At 55.7% G+C, this 16488-nt stretch carries 15 protein-coding genes and 1 tRNA gene; 3 read left to right on the top strand and 13 right to left on the bottom strand.

All coding sequences use genetic code 11. The features are described 5' to 3' along the window. Window positions 1-98: 98 nt before the first annotated feature. The 4 genes from WC683_03835 to WC683_03820 all read right to left on the bottom strand — a co-directional run bounded on the left by WC683_03835 (window position 99) and on the right by WC683_03820 (window position 2204). A complete protein-coding gene (locus WC683_03835) occupies window positions 99-539 on the bottom strand; it encodes a hypothetical protein (protein MFA4971716.1) in 441 nt (146 codons plus the stop codon). 249 nt (window positions 540-788) lie between these two features. Further along, complete coding sequence (locus tag WC683_03830; GenBank protein ID MFA4971715.1) at window positions 789-1565, bottom strand: hypothetical protein; 777 nt, start codon at window positions 1563-1565, stop codon at window positions 789-791. Between the two features lie 89 nt (window positions 1566-1654). Then, the gene (locus WC683_03825; protein ID MFA4971714.1) at window positions 1655-1942 is read right to left on the bottom strand and encodes a hypothetical protein; all 288 of its coding nucleotides are present in this window, start codon (window positions 1940-1942) and stop codon (window positions 1655-1657) included. A gap of 22 nt (window positions 1943-1964) precedes the next feature. Continuing rightward, entirely contained in the window at window positions 1965-2204 is a 240-nt protein-coding gene (locus tag WC683_03820; GenBank protein ID MFA4971713.1) for a helix-turn-helix domain-containing protein, read from the bottom strand. A 90-nt stretch (window positions 2205-2294) separates the two neighbouring features. Here WC683_03820 and WC683_03815 point away from each other — a divergent pair, with 90 nt between their 5' ends. Then, entirely contained in the window at window positions 2295-2900 is a 606-nt protein-coding gene (locus WC683_03815) for a recombinase family protein (protein ID MFA4971712.1), read from the top strand. A gap of 104 nt (window positions 2901-3004) precedes the next feature. On the opposite strand, the gene WC683_03810 is transcribed toward WC683_03815, so the two are convergent. From WC683_03810 to WC683_03795, 4 genes are all read right to left on the bottom strand, one after another. After that, window positions 3005-3463, bottom strand: coding sequence for a DUF2335 domain-containing protein (locus WC683_03810; GenBank protein MFA4971711.1), 459 nt, complete (start codon window positions 3461-3463; stop codon window positions 3005-3007). After that, window positions 3444-3647: a hypothetical protein gene (locus WC683_03805; GenBank protein ID MFA4971710.1), complete on the bottom strand. Its 204-nt coding sequence runs from the start codon at window positions 3645-3647 to the stop codon at window positions 3444-3446. The genes WC683_03810 and WC683_03805 overlap by 20 nt, the downstream gene beginning before the upstream one ends. 479 nt (window positions 3648-4126) lie before the next feature. Beyond that, window positions 4127-5113 carry an SEL1-like repeat protein gene (locus tag WC683_03800; GenBank protein MFA4971709.1) on the bottom strand — a complete coding sequence of 329 codons (987 nt, stop codon included), beginning with the start codon at window positions 5111-5113 and terminating at the stop codon, window positions 4127-4129. A gap of 431 nt (window positions 5114-5544) precedes the next feature. Beyond that, window positions 5545-5964: a hypothetical protein gene (locus WC683_03795; GenBank protein ID MFA4971708.1), complete on the bottom strand. Its 420-nt coding sequence runs from the start codon at window positions 5962-5964 to the stop codon at window positions 5545-5547. A gap of 103 nt (window positions 5965-6067) precedes the next feature. Between WC683_03795 and WC683_03790 the strand changes: the two genes are divergently transcribed. Beyond that, complete coding sequence (locus WC683_03790) at window positions 6068-6277, top strand: helix-turn-helix transcriptional regulator (GenBank protein ID MFA4971707.1); 210 nt, start codon at window positions 6068-6070, stop codon at window positions 6275-6277. A 254-nt stretch (window positions 6278-6531) separates the two neighbouring features. Beyond that, a tRNA-Gly gene (locus WC683_03785) sits at window positions 6532-6602 on the top strand. A gap of 175 nt (window positions 6603-6777) precedes the next feature. Here the strand turns inward: WC683_03785 and WC683_03780 are convergent. From WC683_03780 to WC683_03760, 5 genes are all read right to left on the bottom strand, one after another. Beyond that, entirely contained in the window at window positions 6778-7809 is a 1032-nt protein-coding gene (locus tag WC683_03780) for a hypothetical protein (GenBank protein MFA4971706.1), read from the bottom strand. A gap of 142 nt (window positions 7810-7951) precedes the next feature. Further along, the gene (locus WC683_03775; protein MFA4971705.1) at window positions 7952-9388 is read right to left on the bottom strand and encodes an RtcB family protein; all 1437 of its coding nucleotides are present in this window, start codon (window positions 9386-9388) and stop codon (window positions 7952-7954) included. A 12-nt stretch (window positions 9389-9400) separates the two neighbouring features. Continuing rightward, a complete protein-coding gene (locus WC683_03770; GenBank protein ID MFA4971704.1) occupies window positions 9401-11170 on the bottom strand; it encodes a M2 family metallopeptidase in 1770 nt (589 codons plus the stop codon). A 106-nt stretch (window positions 11171-11276) separates the two neighbouring features. Continuing rightward, a complete protein-coding gene (locus tag WC683_03765; protein MFA4971703.1) occupies window positions 11277-13946 on the bottom strand; it encodes a hypothetical protein in 2670 nt (889 codons plus the stop codon). A gap of 271 nt (window positions 13947-14217) precedes the next feature. Continuing rightward, window positions 14218-16458, bottom strand: coding sequence for a hypothetical protein (locus WC683_03760; GenBank protein MFA4971702.1), 2241 nt, complete (start codon window positions 16456-16458; stop codon window positions 14218-14220). Window positions 16459-16488 lie beyond the last annotated feature (30 nt).

Here is a 16488-nt window from a genome sequence, read left to right as displayed (position 1 = left end):
GCACGGCCTCCCTCATGTCCTCATATACACGCTTGAGAGACGAGTGTGCGATTGTTAGGCAGGGTTGCTCCAAAGCAGCTTGAAGCGTTGGCGCGATTTCATGCGGCATGGCAAGCCCCCTCTCGCTGTTCACGGTCGGCCCGCGCTGCCTTCCTTAGACGTGCAATAGTGGTGTCAATTTCTGCTAGCAGTTCCCGCCGATAGAGCACATGAGGAGCGTCGTCGTATTCATAAAGCTGCTCATCAATTTCAGCCCATACGCGCTTCAAGTCTTCATCGCTCAACCGGCCTTCGTTATGCAGTTTGCGAGCGATCTGCGTCTGTATGCAGGCGCGATCTGCAACGAGGCGGTCAAGCCATTTCCAACGTTCGACAACATTTCTGCGGTAAACATGTAAGGCAACAATTGCCACTTCATGGTCAAAGAAAGTTAGTTCTTGATACGTCCCTGAATTAACGTTATTCATTATCTGCATTTCCTTTCTGCCCCGGTCCGCCGCCAAGCTGCCGGGGTTTTGTTTATGAGGTTTTCGCCTCATCGAAAATTGCTCCGCGATAGCCGACGCGCTTAATCAACAGACGATAGCGAATATCATGGGTGCGCTTAACGTCAGCGCCATGAATAAGCTGAGAAAGCCTGGAAGGATGAAAGCCGACCTCTGGCCCGAGGAGATAAAGTGGGGTTGGATACCGCCTAAGAAAATCCCGAAACTGTGCCGTGAATTTCATAGCGCCATAATTACCGCAGTTATGGCGCGCTGCATATAAAGCGATTAAAAATCCTCATTTCAACTTATCAATCGCTCTTTATCTGACCTCTTAATAAACTCGTGGTATGAGTCCTTTATGCCCTTTATTGTGGACTCGACGCCAAAGCACATCATAATTTCATGCGTTGCCTTGGCTGCCTCTGCGAGGCCCGGGTTCTTTTTGCTTCTTGGTATGGCAGGATTATCGACGCGAGGGATGAGATAGTGGCTCAAGTTAGCTTGCAAATAGCGATCCGCCTGAGCCCACTCTTTTTCAGGACATGTTATCGGCGGTGCCTTTTTACTCACAATCTTTTTATGCAAGTCCTTTCTGCTCAAAATCTTTTTAAGAGGGAATTTTTTCATTGTATCAGTAAGACAATGTAGATCAAAACTCGTTTGTTGGAGGTATTCCCAACCAGGATCAGAGAGAATGAGTGTGGAGATATAATCCCTGACTCGCCCCATCTCCTCGGCAGTCATTGGTCGCTGGGAGCACCACTTCTTATTTTCAAAATCGTAAAAATTCCCGGTGCTCAAAATATGCAAATGTTGCCATTTGTGTTTTTCCCTCAATTCCTTAAAGAAATTCTCATAGGCACTTGCGCAAACCATTTTTATCTCATCAATTGAGACATTATTGAGTGAATTGCGCTTAAGGATTCCCAGGATATGTTTGTCTGTATCAACCTGCCGAGGGTGCCGCCCGTTTACCCATCTTATCCAATCTGGGTCTAATGTCTTAATGCGCTTAGCACGGGCAGGGTCGCTCCTGATTTTTGCCAAAGCCCGAGCAAATTTAGTTGTATTTGACACCCGCCCCTCACGGTCTCCCTGAAAAACTGAAAGGGGCAGGCGGATAGGGTTTCCGCTTTTCAGCCCGTCGGCCTAGCCCCGTCTTTATCTCACTTCTCTTTCTCGCTCATTCTCTTGGTTGCTATATTAACAAACATTCCTGCGCCAATACATGCGATCATGCCGATGACCCAGCCCGCACCGTTGTCCGGCCCGGGTGAATATCTATAGCCCGTTTCTGACGGTGACACATACCGCGATCTACCCCGTCCCCCTCCTTCGTAATTAACCCATCTCGGATAATTAGGATTGTAGATATGTGAAAAAGCAACTAATGCGCATACAAAAGCTATAAGCCAAAGCGTCCAGGCGATCACCTTCAACTGTTTGCGCGACATGATTCACCCCCTATGCGCGGGTTTACATTTTTCGATACTCCAAAATATCCCCCACCTTGCACTTGAAGAACTTGCAAAGCCGGTCTAGCATTTCGAGGCTGGGATTGTAGGGCTTGCTATCCTTATCCTTCCATCCCGTGCGGAGCTTCCATAGAGCGACGTGGCTAATGCCCAGCTCTGTGGCGAGCACACGGTCGCTCTTCCCCTGATGGGACCCCTTGTCTATGACTTGCTGTAATCTCGACGCTATCATTTGCAACATATCTAGCCTCCTTGAAGTTTACTGTCAATTAACGATTTGTCTTGACGGCGTGTTGACTATTCGTTAACATGGTAACCAATGATAAACACCATGTCAATCGAAAGGGGGCTTCCAATGGGGATGATGAAACGAGTGGCGATATACGCAAGAGTAAGTACTGACGACCAGAAGGCCGATCTTCAGCTCGACGCGCTCCGGCTATACGCACAGGCGCGGGGAATTGAGGTCTATCGCGAGTACGTGGATTTTATCTCAGGGGCAAAGGAGTCCCGCCCTGCCCTCAACGAAATGCTTGCTGATGCCAGACGGGGTAAATTCAGCGCCGTAGCCGTGTGGAAGATCGACCGGCTTGGGCGCTCGGTTGCGCACCTGCTCACGATCTTGTCCGAGCTACAGACCCTCAGCGTCGCCTTTGTGAGCCTTCAAGAGGCCATAGACACGGGCACACCTGCGGGCAGAATGGTTTTTACGTTTCTCGGGGCCGTGGCAGAGTTTGAGCGGGCGATTATCGCGGAACGGGTCAAGGCAGGGATGAAGGCAGCCAAGAGCCGAGGGAAGCATTGCGGCCGGCCCAAGGCCAGCCTAGACCTCGACCTTGCCCGCCGGATGCGCGCTGAGGGCAAATCCTTGCGCCAGGTGGCCGCTCTCGCAGGTGTCTCCCATGCCACGATGTCACGTCTGCTTGCCGCTGTGTAGAGGACTTCACAGTAACAAAAGAAACCCACCGTTAAAGGGGTGGGGCGCCGGATGGCGCCGTGTGTGGGGAAAAGGGCTGATGTGGAGAAGTAGAGGGACCGCGACTACTGATTTCCCTTCTTCGCTTCGTCGATTTCAGCGAGCTTTTGCGCGCGATCCTTTTCCTGTCGCAACCTGCCAAAGACAAACACTCCAGCATCAATCCCTATCATTGATAGAATGGCAATAAGACCTTCAGTCGGTTTATCGTACAGAGCCAAAATCGTTCCCGCTACAGTCACGACAATCGTGATAATCGCTCCGACGATTAACCCCCACCTTTGATGGCTGAGATTTCCTTTTACCACGGAATTCTCAAGCCCTTGCCGATGCTGTGACTGCTGCTCTGCCATTTTGAGAATACGATCGGCTGCCCCAGGTAAAATCTGATTATATTTTTCCATGGCTTCTGGCGGAGGAATCGGGCCAGAATATTGTTGTGCGACTAGCGTTTGTGCACGAGCTTGTGGTGTAGAGGGTTGATACTGCTGCGGAACGAGACCCCTATTCTTGTTTTTGCTCATTGTCGAACCCCGCCATTGCGTTGGTCATATTCTTCCCCACGATCATCCAATCATTTTCAAGGGCGCGGGTATCGGCTTCCTTTTCCGATTTGCTCACGTTATATGAGTCAAAAGTCCCCCCAAGATCGAGGGAACGGGCGAATCCGGACCAAAAATCAGGCGTTGAAAACAGGAAATCACTCATCGTTCACCTCCAAGTAAAGCATAACAGAAGACGACCAACCCGTCCAGATATTGGGGATGGCGGGTTATCTTCCACAGATATTATCGTCCGTCAAGCCTGCGAAGTTGCGTGAAATCGACGTTTTAAGGGAATGGCGTGGAGGAGGGTTTAGAGTCCTTCCACGGCCTCTCGGCAACTGTTTCAAAAGGGTTCGGTGAAGGAGGCCCCTAACCGCCTGATATTACTTGCCCCCTTTTCAGCTGTTTTCGTGGTTCAAAAGGTGTACCTTTTGAAATCTCAAGTGCTTGCCCTGTGCGTTAATTCCATCCTTCCGAAATATTATTTTTTTCCCCTTAGTAATAGTCCGGCGATTACAACGATTATCCACTGAATTAACCACCACACTATACTCCCGACAGTGCCAACAACACAAAAGAGAACAATGGTTTGAAGCAAACTCAGTTCCTTTAAGTGCTGAAATATATCCATAAAATATACCTTCAACGCTCCAAAGACTGACCTGGCTTCCAATTTGATGAAAGCCGCTGTGCTTCAGCGAGTTCTTCAGCACTCAAATTGATGAGACTTATCAGTTTCCGCGCAGACTCCCTTCCCTGAGACGCGGCGAGATTAGACCATGCGTAGGCCAAAATATAATCTTTAGCGACACCATTGCCTAAAGCGTACATCCGCCCAAGATTATACTGCGCTCCAGGATCGCCTTCTTCTGCTGCCTTTCTGAACCATTTCAATGCTTTTGAAAAATCTTGAGGTACACTTATGCCTTCAGCATACAACACACCTAGATTAAACTGCGCGCTGAGATATCCTTGTTCAGCCGCTTTTTGGTACCACTCGACAGCCTTGGCGAAATCACGAGGTAACCCTTTACCTTCAAAGTAAAACACGCCAAGGTTATATTGAGCTTTGGCATCGCCCTGTTCCGCAGCCTTTCTGAGCCAAGCTGCCGCTTTGGTAAAGTCCTGAGGCACGCCTTCCCCTCTGCCATACATAGCTCCGAGATCATACTGTGCATTTACATGACCTTGTTCCCCGGCTTTTCTGAACCACTCCGCTGCCTTAGTGAAGTCCCGAGGTGTACCGTTACCCTTAGCGTATATCGCTCCAAGGTGATATTGAGCATCGGGCAATCCTTGCTCTGCCGCTTTTGTAAACCATTCCATCGCCTTCGCGTAGTTCTGTTGTACGCCATCGCCTTTAAAGTACATTGTTCCGAGATTGTACTGAGCATCGGTATCTCCCTGTTCAGCCGCCTTTCTACACCACTCCCCTGCCTTGGCGTAGTCCTGAGGAACACCTTGGCCAAAGAGGTACATCAACCCGAGATTTTTTTGCGCATTGGCATCGCCTTGCTCTGCTCGCTTCTGCAGTTGGTCTATAGAAGACGTTTCACTGGAAACGCCCACGACAGGAGCGCCAAGAACTGCAGCAAAGAGTAAACAGAATAGCAGAGTTTTAAGACGCATGATTTTCCTCTTTTCGTATCAGCACAGCAGGTCGCATGCTCCATAATCAGGTGACCACTTCATTCCTTGCATTACGCAATCACCATGATTGCTATCTCTTCAGTGCCTCTCAATTACACCATACTGAAACGGTATATCGTGCTGTTATGTAATTCAATCATGAATCTAAGGCCCCAAAAGGGTGTGGGGGTTGGACACAGGCGCTGAATCGTAGAAGCCCTCTTCACTCCGAGATTTCCAAGAGTTCAATGTAATACGATAATACAATGAAAAATGTTTGATAGTCATTTGATTACTACGGAACCTTATGAAAAATAAAACAGTTATGAATAATGCGAATAACAATGAATAAAAATAGGCATCCGGTGACATAAATTTGTCGTAAAATATACGTATGATAAAGTATAATCCCTAGGGGTGGTGTGCGCTGGCTAGAGCTTGCTGAGGTCGATGGTGCAACCAATATGATCGACCTCGCAATCTAAGCGAAGAGTCGTCATTCCATCCGTCGCCGTCCCGCCGCACTCAACGTCGTAGGTTACAACGCAATCATTCCAGAAATTGTCGCTGTCACCGGTGAAGGTGAACTCGCTGCCATTCTCCGTCACGATCATTCTATCCTTAAAAATGCTGTTGTCCGATGAATGTTGGGCGTAGATATTCCCGCTGACCTCCTCAAACTTGAGATACGAAACGATGATACAGTCACAATCTTCGGCAACCCGTTCCCAAGTTCCTATGAGAGATGCTGTAGTATCGCTTGGGTCGGGCGAAGAAGGATCGGAACCCTCTGAACCGCCACATGAAGGGAGGAGAAGAAGAGCCAATATGACAACGAATATATTTCGCATGTGTGCCTCCCTAGTTATTGTGGCAAGCTGTAAATAACCTCATATGTGAGGTGTAACTCCCTGTCAAGGTTCAATAGTCTTCACCGCATAAGTGAGGCGTAAGGTGAAGACAGATCAGCTTTTAAAAAGAGTAGGGCTTCAAGTCCGCGCCTGCCGGGTGAAAGCAGGGTTGAAGCAAGAGGATGTGGAGGATTTTGGGGTCAGTTGGAAGCACTATCAGAAGGTTGAAGCGGGCACTACGAATACGACCATAAGGATTCTCTACAAGTTGGCAAAAGCGTTCAAGTGCCGTCCTGGCGATTTTTTGCCTTAGTTCTTCCTCTGGGTCGCCATAAGGGCCATTTACGCAGCCATGCGAACCCCCTTGCAGGCATTTCTAAATGCGTCAACGTAGCCATCCTTGGCGCACGATTTTTTCCCACAATGCTCCCACAAAGGAGACGATATTGACCCAATAATGACCTGATAATGAGTTCTGGCTGCTTCCAGCGCTCAATTGTCACAGGTCGCACTCTAGTATTGCAATCAATCACTTACATACACTAGTCGTGGGGTCCTGAAAAATCAGCGGGTGTAATTCAATGGTAGAATGGAAGCTTCCCAAGCTTCATACGTGGGTTCGATTCCCATCACCCGCTCAAAAAAGGACCCCGTCTTTTGGGGTCCTTTTTTTGAGCGTTGTGGTGTCGCTCGAAGCCACCGGTTCCGACCTTCAAAGGATTTAAGCACTCCGAAGGAGTGCCTATAATGATGAAGTGCCGGCGCGTGGGTACTGCGCGCCGGCGATTCCCATCACCCGCTCAAAAACATAGGTCATGGTGCCTCGCCGATCATCCGGCGGTGCAGCTCGCGCAACATCTCCACCGACTCCCTCTTCATCCCGGGAACCTTGGCCGCTGATTTGACCGCCTTGTTCATGCAACAGGCCGCAACGTCCACAGCCTTTATACCGCCGATGGCCTTCACTCCCCTCTCCAACACCAGACGCGTCGCGCGCAGCATATCGCTGGTGGCCTCGGCATAGAGTCTCTGTCTCGCGTTGAGCTCATCGGAGGACATGTGGAGCTCGATCGCCAGCATCGGGTTCTCGTCGGACCAGCTGTTGAAAATCCCCCCGTCTATCTTGAACCTCCTCAACTCCCTGGAATCCGAGGCGACGATAGAGCGGCGCCACGCCTTGGCCGCAAACGACCGATACCATCTTATGCGCTGCGCTTCCGGCGAGAACGGATCGACGCCGGCAATCCTATCGGCCGCGACCTCGGCGAACATCGCAGCCGCCGAGGGGAAGCCCATCTGCATCGAATTGACCGCCGTCTGGAAGAACCGATTGGCCACCTCGACGTGCGACTCACCGAGGAGGAGGCTGAAGAGCATGGCGGATCTGACGTTCGCCACGAAAGCGCTGCGACAACCGATGAGTGCGTCCTCTCCGGAAACCGCGCTCACTCCCGGCACCGGCAGGGCCAGGGAGGACTGCATCCTCGATGCGGCCGCCTGGCGCCTAGCATCGTCGCCCTGCGCTATGTCTGCGAGCAACTTCGCTTCGCCGCCTGCCCCGTCCACGATGGCCTGCATCGCACGCCACTCCACAGCAAAGGCATGGGTCGCCACATCAAAAGGAAACCGCGTTAAGAAACTCTCGCGCGAGATCCCTTCCCTCGTCTGGATCAGGACATCCAGGGGCTTCTGTGCGAGGGGGTTGTTCGGATCGAACCGCGCATAGACGAGTCCCCGGCTCGTCCTGGAATAAGGCGTGAACTCCACACCCAGATTTTGAGAGATCTCCGTCACCTGATTCATCAGGAGGGGGATATTGATCCTCGGCGGCGATGCGATGCCCATAAAGCTCTCCCATTATCAGCGCATACACTTTTCGGCCGGGTCCAAATATTGTTGCTAAATTATCGCTATGCCGTCGGATGGAACAGGGGGAGACATATGCTGTAAGAGGGCTAAATAATTAAAAATATCAAGCAGTTGAGGACTATCCCTTAATCACGCCGAGGGGTTTTAGCTTGGCCACCTTCTTGGAGATCCCGGCGCCAGCGACGGCGTCCACCACCTCGGCCACGTCCTTGTACGCCTCCGGCGCCTCCTCGACCACGGTGTCGCGCGAGGCGCCGCGCACCAGGATCCCCTGGGCCGCCAGTTCCTGCTCGATATTGCGGCCGCGACATGCGCGTTTGGCCGCATGCCTGGACATGAGGCGGCCCGCGCCGTGGCACGTGGAACCGAAGGTCTCCTCCATGGCGCGGTCAGTGCCCACGAGCACGAAGGAGTAGCGGCCCATGTCTCCGGGGATGAGCACCGGTTGTCCTATCTCGCGATAGATCGCCGGGACCTCCGGGTGGTGCGCGGGATATGCGCGCGTCGCGCCCTTGCGATGAACGCAGAGCCTGCGCGAGGAGCCGCCAACCATGTGTTCCTCGAACTTTGCGATGTTGTGGCAGACATCGTAGACAGGTCTGATGCCGTGGTCCGCCGGCCCCATCTTGAGCGCGTGTTCGAGCGCTGCCCTCACCCAGTGCGTGATGACCTGGCGGTTTGCGAACGCGAAGTTGGCCGCGGCCGCCATCGCGACGAAGTACCGTCTCCCCTCAGGTGAACCCACCGGCGCGCAGCAGAGCTGCTTGTCAGGGAGCTCTATGTGATATTTGCGCGCAGCGGCGAGCATCACCTCGATATTGTCCTCGCAAACCTGGTGGCCCAGGCCGCGCGAGCCCGTGTGGACCGTGATCGTCACCTGCCCGGGGAAGAGCCCCATCGCGTTCGCCGCCTGCTCATCGTATATCTCCACCACCTCCTGGACCTCCACGAAGTGGTTGCCCGAACCCAACGTGCCGAGCTGATCGCAGCCGCGCTGCTTTGCGCGCTCGGAGAGCGCCTGCGGGTCGGCGCCAGGGATGCAGCCCGCGGATTCGATGTGCGCGAGTTCCCCCTCATCGCCAAAGCCGTGTTTCACGGCCCATGCGGCCCCGTCCTTGAGCACGTGCTTCATGTCGTCAGGACCGAGTTTGAAACTCTTGTGATGCGAGCCGATCCCGGTGGGGATATCGCGGAATAGTTGGTTCACGACCTCGCGCATGCGCGGCCTCACGTCCTCGGCCGCAAGGTCCGAGCGCAGGAGGCGCACGCCGCAATTCACGTCATAACCAACACCACCAGGGGATATTATACCTTCCTCGGCATCAAAGGCAGCCACACCGCCTATGGGAAAACCGTAGCCCCAGTGGATGTCGGGCATGGCAAGCGAGGCGCGGACGATACCGGGCAGGCACGCGACGTTGATCACCTGCTGCACGCTCTCGTCTTTTCTTATGTCCTCGAGCATCCTGCGCGAGGCGAAGATGATCCCGTCCACGCGCATCTTGCCGTGCTTGGGTATGCGCCACGCGAAATCATTGATGCGCTGAAGGTCCATGATCGTGACCCTCTATTTGTACAGCATCTTCTCCGCATCCGAGCCGATATAGCGGCGTTTCCAAACCGCGACCGAGAGCGGCTCGCCGGCCTGCGCTTTCAAAAACTCGTCCCAGCAATAGAGGTTTCCCTGGGCCAGGAAGTCCTTCATCAGCCAGTCGCCCAGTTCCCTGCGTCCGTAGAAGCTGGCAGAACCACCGCCGCCGGTGCGCGAATCGAAGAGCTCGGCGAACTGCACGTTGGCCACGCGGCCGATCGCGTAGTTGGAGTAGTACAGCGGCGGCACGATCGGGATGTGATATTTCGCCAACGCGTCCGGCTCGCGCCAGCCCTCCGGCCTGTCGAGCAACTGGTTTCTCGCGCGGCACTCCCACCAGAGATCTCCTATATCGGCGTCCGGGTCTGCGTAGAACTTTCGCTCGAAACAGTAGATCGTGGAGGACCAGCGCAGGAATATCAGCTGGTCCGCGTAGTCGATCATCGACGCGGTCTCTTCCGCCTCGCGCGCCTCTCTCTCCGGCACGCCAAGCCGCGTGACCCAGTCCGCGGTCTGCGTCTGGTTCTCCATGAGCATCGCAAACGCCTCGGTCAGCATGGTCGGCTCGCGAAGGAGATACGGCAGCGAGCCGTTGGCGAGTATGGCCTCGTAGTTGATGTCGTGTCCCAGCTCGTGGACTAACGTCGAGGCCTCCGAGGCCTTGGGCGGAGTCGGCGGGTTTGGCAGGTTCATGATCAGCACGGAGCTGCCCGGCTTTTCAGGGTCCATGAGCCATGCGACCGCGTGAGGGTTTTTGCCGGGCGCAGGGTAGAGGCTCGAGTTCTTGACGATCCCCTTTATGTCCACCCCGATGCTCTCGTAGAACGCGATCGTCTGCGCCACCACCTTTTTCGAATCGGTCTTCGCGTAGAACGCGTCGAAGTCCACCTTGCCGAACGCGGCGGGCGGCGCCTCCTGGAAGAAGGCGTTCTGATAGTGCCACGGCTTGAGATCTCCCGCGGCGACGTTGTATCGCTTTGCCAACCTCGGGTCCAGGTACTCCTCCTTTAGCCTCTTGAATGGTTTGTCCGTCGCCTTCCGCACCTGGCTGTAGAATTTATCCAGCATGCCGAGGTCGAGCTCCGCGACCACCGCCTCGAGCTCGAGCGCGCTCGCGTATCCCAGATCGCGCGCGATCTCATTTCTCAGCTTCACCAGTTCACGGAAGTCGGATTCAAGGAGCCTTCCCACGCCCGCCTGGGACTTCCAGACGCGCTCGATCTTTGCGCTGTCCGTGGAGTCGGAGAGCATGTGCGCGACATCCACGGGCGAGAGTTTCTTTCCGTCCAGTTCCGCCCTGTAGTCGTTGAAGGTCTCCTCGATGCGCCTCTCGAGCGCGGTGAGCCTCTTGAGCTTCTCCGGCTCGACCTGGTTCGGCAGATGCACGAGGTAGAGGAGCTCGACCTGCCGCCTGACCACGCGGTCCTCGATCTTGTCCCGCGACTTGTAGAGGGACTTCAGCTTCCCGAACCTATCCCTGTCGCTGGCCAGCTGTCTCATGGCGAGTTCCAACTCGCCCTGCCTCGCGGAGGCGCGCTTGTCCCCCGTGGTGCTGTATTCGTACCAGGCGCGTCTGAGCCCCAGGTCCAGCGGCTTGTACTTCTCCAGATACTCCGAGATCACGGCCCTTGCCTTGCCCTCCATCGCTTCCCCCTTTTTCGCTGAAAATGACGTCCGGCCGGCCATGAGACAGATCGCGAATGCGATCACTGCTGCTAAGATACCTATGATCGATCGATTGGACATCGGAATCTCCTTTGGTGGGATGACGGATATCTATCGCAAAGAGAGAGGCGGTGCAAAAGAAAACGCGCCCGTTCGGGCGCGCATGGGCGTTTCCAAAAAAACACAATCATTTCTGTGCGGTCTTTTTCATGCTTTCCCTGGCGATCTCCACGCCCCGCTCCATGGCCTTGACCATGACGTCCATCTCCTTTTCTATCTCCAGCGATTCCTTCTCGCTGTCCGCATTGTAAGAGCGGGTCTTGATTTCTTTATAGCGTGCGTTCGCAACGTCCTTCAGCGCATCCACATTGCGGGCATAGGCGTCCTCGACGAACATCTCCACCGCCGAGTAGTAAACCGAAGTACGCACAAACTCGCCGGACTCGTCGCACAACCCGACGTTTGCAGCCAGCTTCATGAGCTCATCTTTCTTCTTGCCCGCCGGCGTCTGGAGGGCCCTAATTACGAGTTCCCTCTTGCGCGCAGCCAGGATCAGGGGCTTTGCCTCGTTCGCGTTGTAGTAGTAGCTGTCTCCACCCTCTTCGTAATCCGAGGCCACTGCCGCTTTCTTTGCCTCCGCCTCCATGACCTTGTTCTCATCGAGCTCCGCCTTTGCCTTATCCGCCATCTCCTTGAAGGCAGGGTCCTTGCCCTCATCCTCGACGAGCTGCGGCGTCACATAGGTGGTGAGGAGCGCGTCGGCGTCCAGCACCCTCCCGTGCTCGTCCACAATCTCCCTTGCAGAGGCGCCCTCGCCGCCGTCGTAACCGATCATGTGCAGGAACTTGAGTTCCTCCTGCATCCGCGCCGCGGACTCGACCGAAGCAGCCTGCCTGAATCTATCTTCTCCCATCTTCGACATGACATGAGCGTCTATCTCCAATTGCATCTCCCCCTCGCCCATCGCCCTCAGCCTCTTTTCGTTCTTCTCATCGAACTCAAAGTCAAAGCTCATCTCCTCTTTTTCCCTGACCAGCTCATCCTTCATGGGATGAACCATACCGCCGAGGTAATGGAGGTTGACCTCCTGATAGAATTCCGGATTCTCGTTTTCGTCCCCCATACCGTGCACCACCAGCCGTTTCAGATCCTCGCCCATCGCCTTGCTCTTCTGTTTTCCCTCGGCCATGTAGCGGCGTTCGATGTCCCTGGTAAAACCGGTATCGCTCCAGTCGCAGACCTTCTTCATGACGCCTGCGGTGAAGCCGGGCACCAGCAGGTCGGAGACGAGCATGAGAGCACCTACGGGGACAGCGGCGCTCGCTGCAAACGGTATCTCGTACCACGGGAGATTCGGGATGTTCTCCACAGATGTCCAGAAGTCCTGGCCCATCATCTGTGTATTTTCCATGGACACTGCAAGGGCGTAGTCGCTGTCGTCGCCGGCAGCTACCGTCACCACGCCGTTGTAGATCAGCTCGTCCGCAAGGCCTGCGACCATGGTATTGCCCGCTGCGCGCGCGACCTTTGGAAGCGGGGTGCGGGAGACGAGCGCTGCTGCGCGCGTGTTGCCGAAGATCCTCGCCAAGGGCTGGGGCGAGAAAAATGCCGCCGTGGAGACCAGGCCTGCGGTGGTGTCGTCCGCGCCCGCCGCCTTTGCCGCAAGCCCCGCGATCTTGGATGCGAGGAGCCCGCTGCCCAGGCCCTTGATCGCCTCGATCGGCGCCTTGACTACGGACTTGCCGAGGGATGCAGCCTTCTCGGCAGCGGTTGCGCCCGGCGCGAGTTTCGATATCTCTTTGTACAACTCGGTCCCGATCTTGGTCCCGCCTGCCTTTGCAGCCGCCCTAGCCCTGATCACTGTTTCGATCGCCACTCCCTGGCCGTGCATGAGGTAGATCACGCCTGCGAATCTCGCGGTCGGATTCTCAACACCCATGGCCCCAACCGCAGCCTCCGCGATCCCCCACGTAACGCCGCCCTTTGCGGTCATCTTCGCGGCATCCTTGAGCTTTGCGGAAAGCTTGTCGCTCAGGGCGCGCTCGGCCGCGATCGCCAGCCTTCTCAGCGACTCCTCGCTCATCGCCTCGCGCATGAACTCAGGCAGTCGCGCTGCGTCCCCCTTCACCTCCGCGAGCCCGTATTTCACGATGTCTGGGAGCGCCTGGCGCGTGACCTTCTCACCGAGGAACCCGGCAGCGTGCATCTCCACCTCGACCGCCTGCTCCACCGAGGTCTGATAGACTGCGTCGAGGTATCCCCTCTCGTAGATCGCGACTCCCCTTTTGCCGTTCGCGACCGCCTCCGCAGGATCGAGGTTCGCGTCCATGAGCGTCGACAGCGCCTTGCCGCTCTCCTTATCGAGGAGCTTTGTGCGCTCCTTGAGGTAGTCCTCCATGGTCAACTGCGCGGAGGAATCGCCTGAGCTCCACCTGTTCGCGTCCGTGGCCTCGAGCGCCATCCTCTCTGCTGCGAGCGCCCTCCTGTATGATTTCTCGTCGACATCGGTCCCGTAGCCGGGCTGCGAGAGGCGGTTTTCCACGCGCGTCTTTACGTATTCCTTGTCCTGATCGGAGAGGGAACTGAACCACTTGTTCTTGAAGAGCGTCTTGTCCAGACCCTTCCAGTCGCGCCTTGGCGAGTCTATCTGCCGGGTCTCTCGCTCCGGATCCACGAGTTCGAAGCCGTCTTCCGGCGGCATCTCGCTCACCGGCTGACCCGCGCTGTCGAAGCTCTCCGGCGCCGCTGCATCCGGCTGAACGGACTGTTGCTCAACCGTTTCGCCGGCGTAGACATCAGGCGCGCACGATCCGGCCGTCGCATCCGGCGCTGCTCTCTGTACTTCTCCGCCTGCCATCATAAATACTCCCCCACGGGACAGAGACTCCCGCTCATAAGAATTATCGGCAGACAGAGGGGCCAAAGTTGCCTCAAGGCACAGAAAAGGGGTCAGTCCCCTGTTTGTAACTTACTGTAAATTAAGGTGATTCAGGCGCGCTTTAAGAAAATTGAGCAGCTTTTGTTCGGAAAATCAAAAACGCCCCCTGTTGGGAGCGTCTTCAATTTTTCCAAAGTGCGGTTTATTCGTTTTATCTATCAGCCACTTACAAATGGGGGACTGACCCCTGTCAGTGACGCCTTGATTCCTCTACCACTCTGCCGGCCTCGCGCGCCTTGCCCTCCAGCTCCGTGGCAGCGCCAGGTTTCCTGGATTCCACAGTCTCTCTCCTGCCGCCCTCTGTCACTCTGCCCGCGCTGGCAAAGGTGCTCTCGGTGGCCCTCGTCTCGGTCACGCCGGTCGCGACACCCCTGCCCACGCCGTCGCCGAGGGTGCCGGGCCTGAGCGGGATCACGCCGGAGCGATGCGGGAGAACCGCATCTATGGCCCGGTCTGCGATGAGACCCATGTCCTCGGGATAGAATGAGCCGCGGAAGGGCTCGAGCAGCTCAGGCCTGTTCACTGCGTTGTCGATCACGAGCCTCACCTCGCCGCCCTCGAAATTTATGTCAAAGCACGCCACTGCGACGCTGTTGATCGCCTGTATTGCATTGGCCCTCGTGAATCCGTCCGCCACGAGTGCATCAACCCACGCCTTTTCAGCGGTGAATTTGTTGGAATCCAGCACCTGTATGCGCCTTGCGATCTCATCGGAATCCGGCGTAATGCTGGGCCCGAGCCTGGAGAGGTAGGCCTCGTCCGCAGCCGTCAGTCTCTGCCTGTTCCTTGCTGCGATCGTGCGCTCTTCCCTGATAAGATCTGAGACATAATAGACCTGCGTGACGCCGCGCTCCGCCTCTGCAGCCGCCTTCTCGGCGGACAGCTCCTGGTACTTGCCCGCGTCGACCCTGACCGTCACATCCCTTTCGCTCTGCGGCGCAAACTCGCTCATGTCGAACACGCGCGTGACACTGTGCTCGGAGAGCGGAGGCTCCACGAAGTTCACCCTCCCGCCGCTCTTGGCGCCTTCAGGCACTGTTATGCGCTTCCTGCCGCCAGCGCCATCGCTGACCTCGAAGACCTGAGGCTTGCTGTCCACGCGTTTTCTGCCGTCGAGGTAGTCGAACGCATTGACCAGGCCCCTCTGCCCATGCTGGAGCCCGATCTCGATCACGCCGAGCGCCGCCTCCAGCCCCATGCTGGAATTCCTGGCAGCGTCCATGATCTCACTGGAGAGCATGTTTTTATCAAAATAACCCAGTTGGAAATCATACATCCTGTCGATCTTACGCGCGAGCATCGACTCGATCGCATACTCATATGACATCTGGAGATCTTCCTGAGAGGCTACAGAAGGTTCGCCCGACATCTTCAGGGACTTGGCCTCCGCCGAGGCCTTGAACACCTCCCTCACCTCTCCGATTTCACTGTTCGAGAACTTCGCGCGGCTGGAGAGCCTTCCCAGCCTCTCCTCGATATAGGTGTCCACGTCGAGCATGAGATCAGCGTCGCCGTACCTCACGGACTCGGGCTCGACCGACCGGCCGGCCACGTTGCTGTCCAGGAAATTGGCTGTCTCAGACGGCCAGAGGCCGTGATTGTATATCGCATTGTCCACGTGCCTGGGCAGGTCTTCTCTCGGAATGTCGAGGGCCATGATCTTTTCGACCACGTCGGTGGGCATGCCCCTGTAGTTCTCCAACCAATGCTCGATCGTCTGATCGAACCTGATCTCAAGCGTGCCCTTGTCCTCAAGACCGTAGCCTCTGTCGACGTCGGCAGACCATATCTCCTTGAATTCGATCCTAAGTTTGTCATCCCAGCCACGCATCCGCTCTTCAAGGAATATATCTACGCGATCCAGTTCAGTAGTGCTGCTGCGCACCTTGCCCTCAGGCTCGATCAACAGGACATCCTTCACACCGTCGCCCACACGCACGTCGATCCCTAGATCATTCTGCGTTATGGTGAGCGCCTTTTCGAAATTCTCTTCCCATTTCATGTCCACCGACCTGCCCAGAGCGCCTGTCTGCACCTCCCTGGGAAGGGATTCATAGACATCGATGAGATGATAGAAGAAATCACTCCTCAGCTGGTCCTTCCCGATCCTGTCGAACTCAGGATACCGCTCCAGGAACATGCGCGCCTGCTCGAACGTTTCATATCCCTCTACGCCGTTCGAGACCGGCCTGAAGACCGAGGTTTGCTGACGTGCGTTGGTTGGATCGTAAATCATCGTGCCCTTGTTCACGGGCTTCAGGTCCGCCTCGGTGAGCTCCATCGTGCCATCTCGAGGCGCGTTCTGATCGCAGACCTCCTCAAGCTCCGAGCCGTCGAATTGCATGGTCTGATCCATAAACTCGATATCATTCATATCGAGCGCCACAGTATTGTTGACGACGTCCTTCACTGCTTCGCCTGCGCTTTGCATCTTCGCACCCCTTTGAACTGAGGAATCCCC

This window comes from bacterium (assembly GCA_041648665.1).
In the GTDB taxonomy this organism is placed as follows: domain Bacteria; phylum UBA10199; class UBA10199; order 2-02-FULL-44-16; family JAAZCA01; genus JAFGMW01.
Note: the sequence above shows the minus strand (reverse complement) of the source record. Positions and strands in the feature narration are given on the sequence as shown.

What these genes read in the sequence shown, in the direction of transcription:
- WC683_03835 (MFA4971716.1), bottom strand. Translation starts at nt 539, where the DNA reads ATGAGGCGAAAACCTCATAAACAAAACCCCGGCAGCTTGGCGGCGGAC.
- WC683_03780 (MFA4971706.1), bottom strand. Translation starts at nt 7,809, where the DNA reads ATGGGCATCGCATCGCCGCCGAGGATCAATATCCCCCTCCTGATGAAT.
- WC683_03775 (MFA4971705.1), bottom strand. Translation starts at nt 9,388, where the DNA reads ATGGACCTTCAGCGCATCAATGATTTCGCGTGGCGCATACCCAAGCAC.
- WC683_03760 (MFA4971702.1), bottom strand. Translation starts at nt 16,458, where the DNA reads ATGCAAAGCGCAGGCGAAGCAGTGAAGGACGTCGTCAACAATACTGTG.
- WC683_03770 (MFA4971704.1), bottom strand. Translation starts at nt 11,170, where the DNA reads ATGTCCAATCGATCGATCATAGGTATCTTAGCAGCAGTGATCGCATTC.
- WC683_03765 (MFA4971703.1), bottom strand. Translation starts at nt 13,946, where the DNA reads ATGGCAGGCGGAGAAGTACAGAGAGCAGCGCCGGATGCGACGGCCGGA.
- WC683_03795 (MFA4971708.1), bottom strand. Translation starts at nt 5,964, where the DNA reads ATGCGAAATATATTCGTTGTCATATTGGCTCTTCTTCTCCTCCCTTCA.
- WC683_03805 (MFA4971710.1), bottom strand. Translation starts at nt 3,647, where the DNA reads ATGAGTGATTTCCTGTTTTCAACGCCTGATTTTTGGTCCGGATTCGCC.
- WC683_03825 (MFA4971714.1), bottom strand. Translation starts at nt 1,942, where the DNA reads ATGTCGCGCAAACAGTTGAAGGTGATCGCCTGGACGCTTTGGCTTATA.
- WC683_03800 (MFA4971709.1), bottom strand. Translation starts at nt 5,113, where the DNA reads ATGCGTCTTAAAACTCTGCTATTCTGTTTACTCTTTGCTGCAGTTCTT.
- WC683_03815 (MFA4971712.1), top strand. Translation starts at nt 2,295, where the DNA reads ATGTCAATCGAAAGGGGGCTTCCAATGGGGATGATGAAACGAGTGGCG.
- WC683_03810 (MFA4971711.1), bottom strand. Translation starts at nt 3,463, where the DNA reads ATGAGCAAAAACAAGAATAGGGGTCTCGTTCCGCAGCAGTATCAACCC.
- WC683_03820 (MFA4971713.1), bottom strand. Translation starts at nt 2,204, where the DNA reads ATGTTGCAAATGATAGCGTCGAGATTACAGCAAGTCATAGACAAGGGG.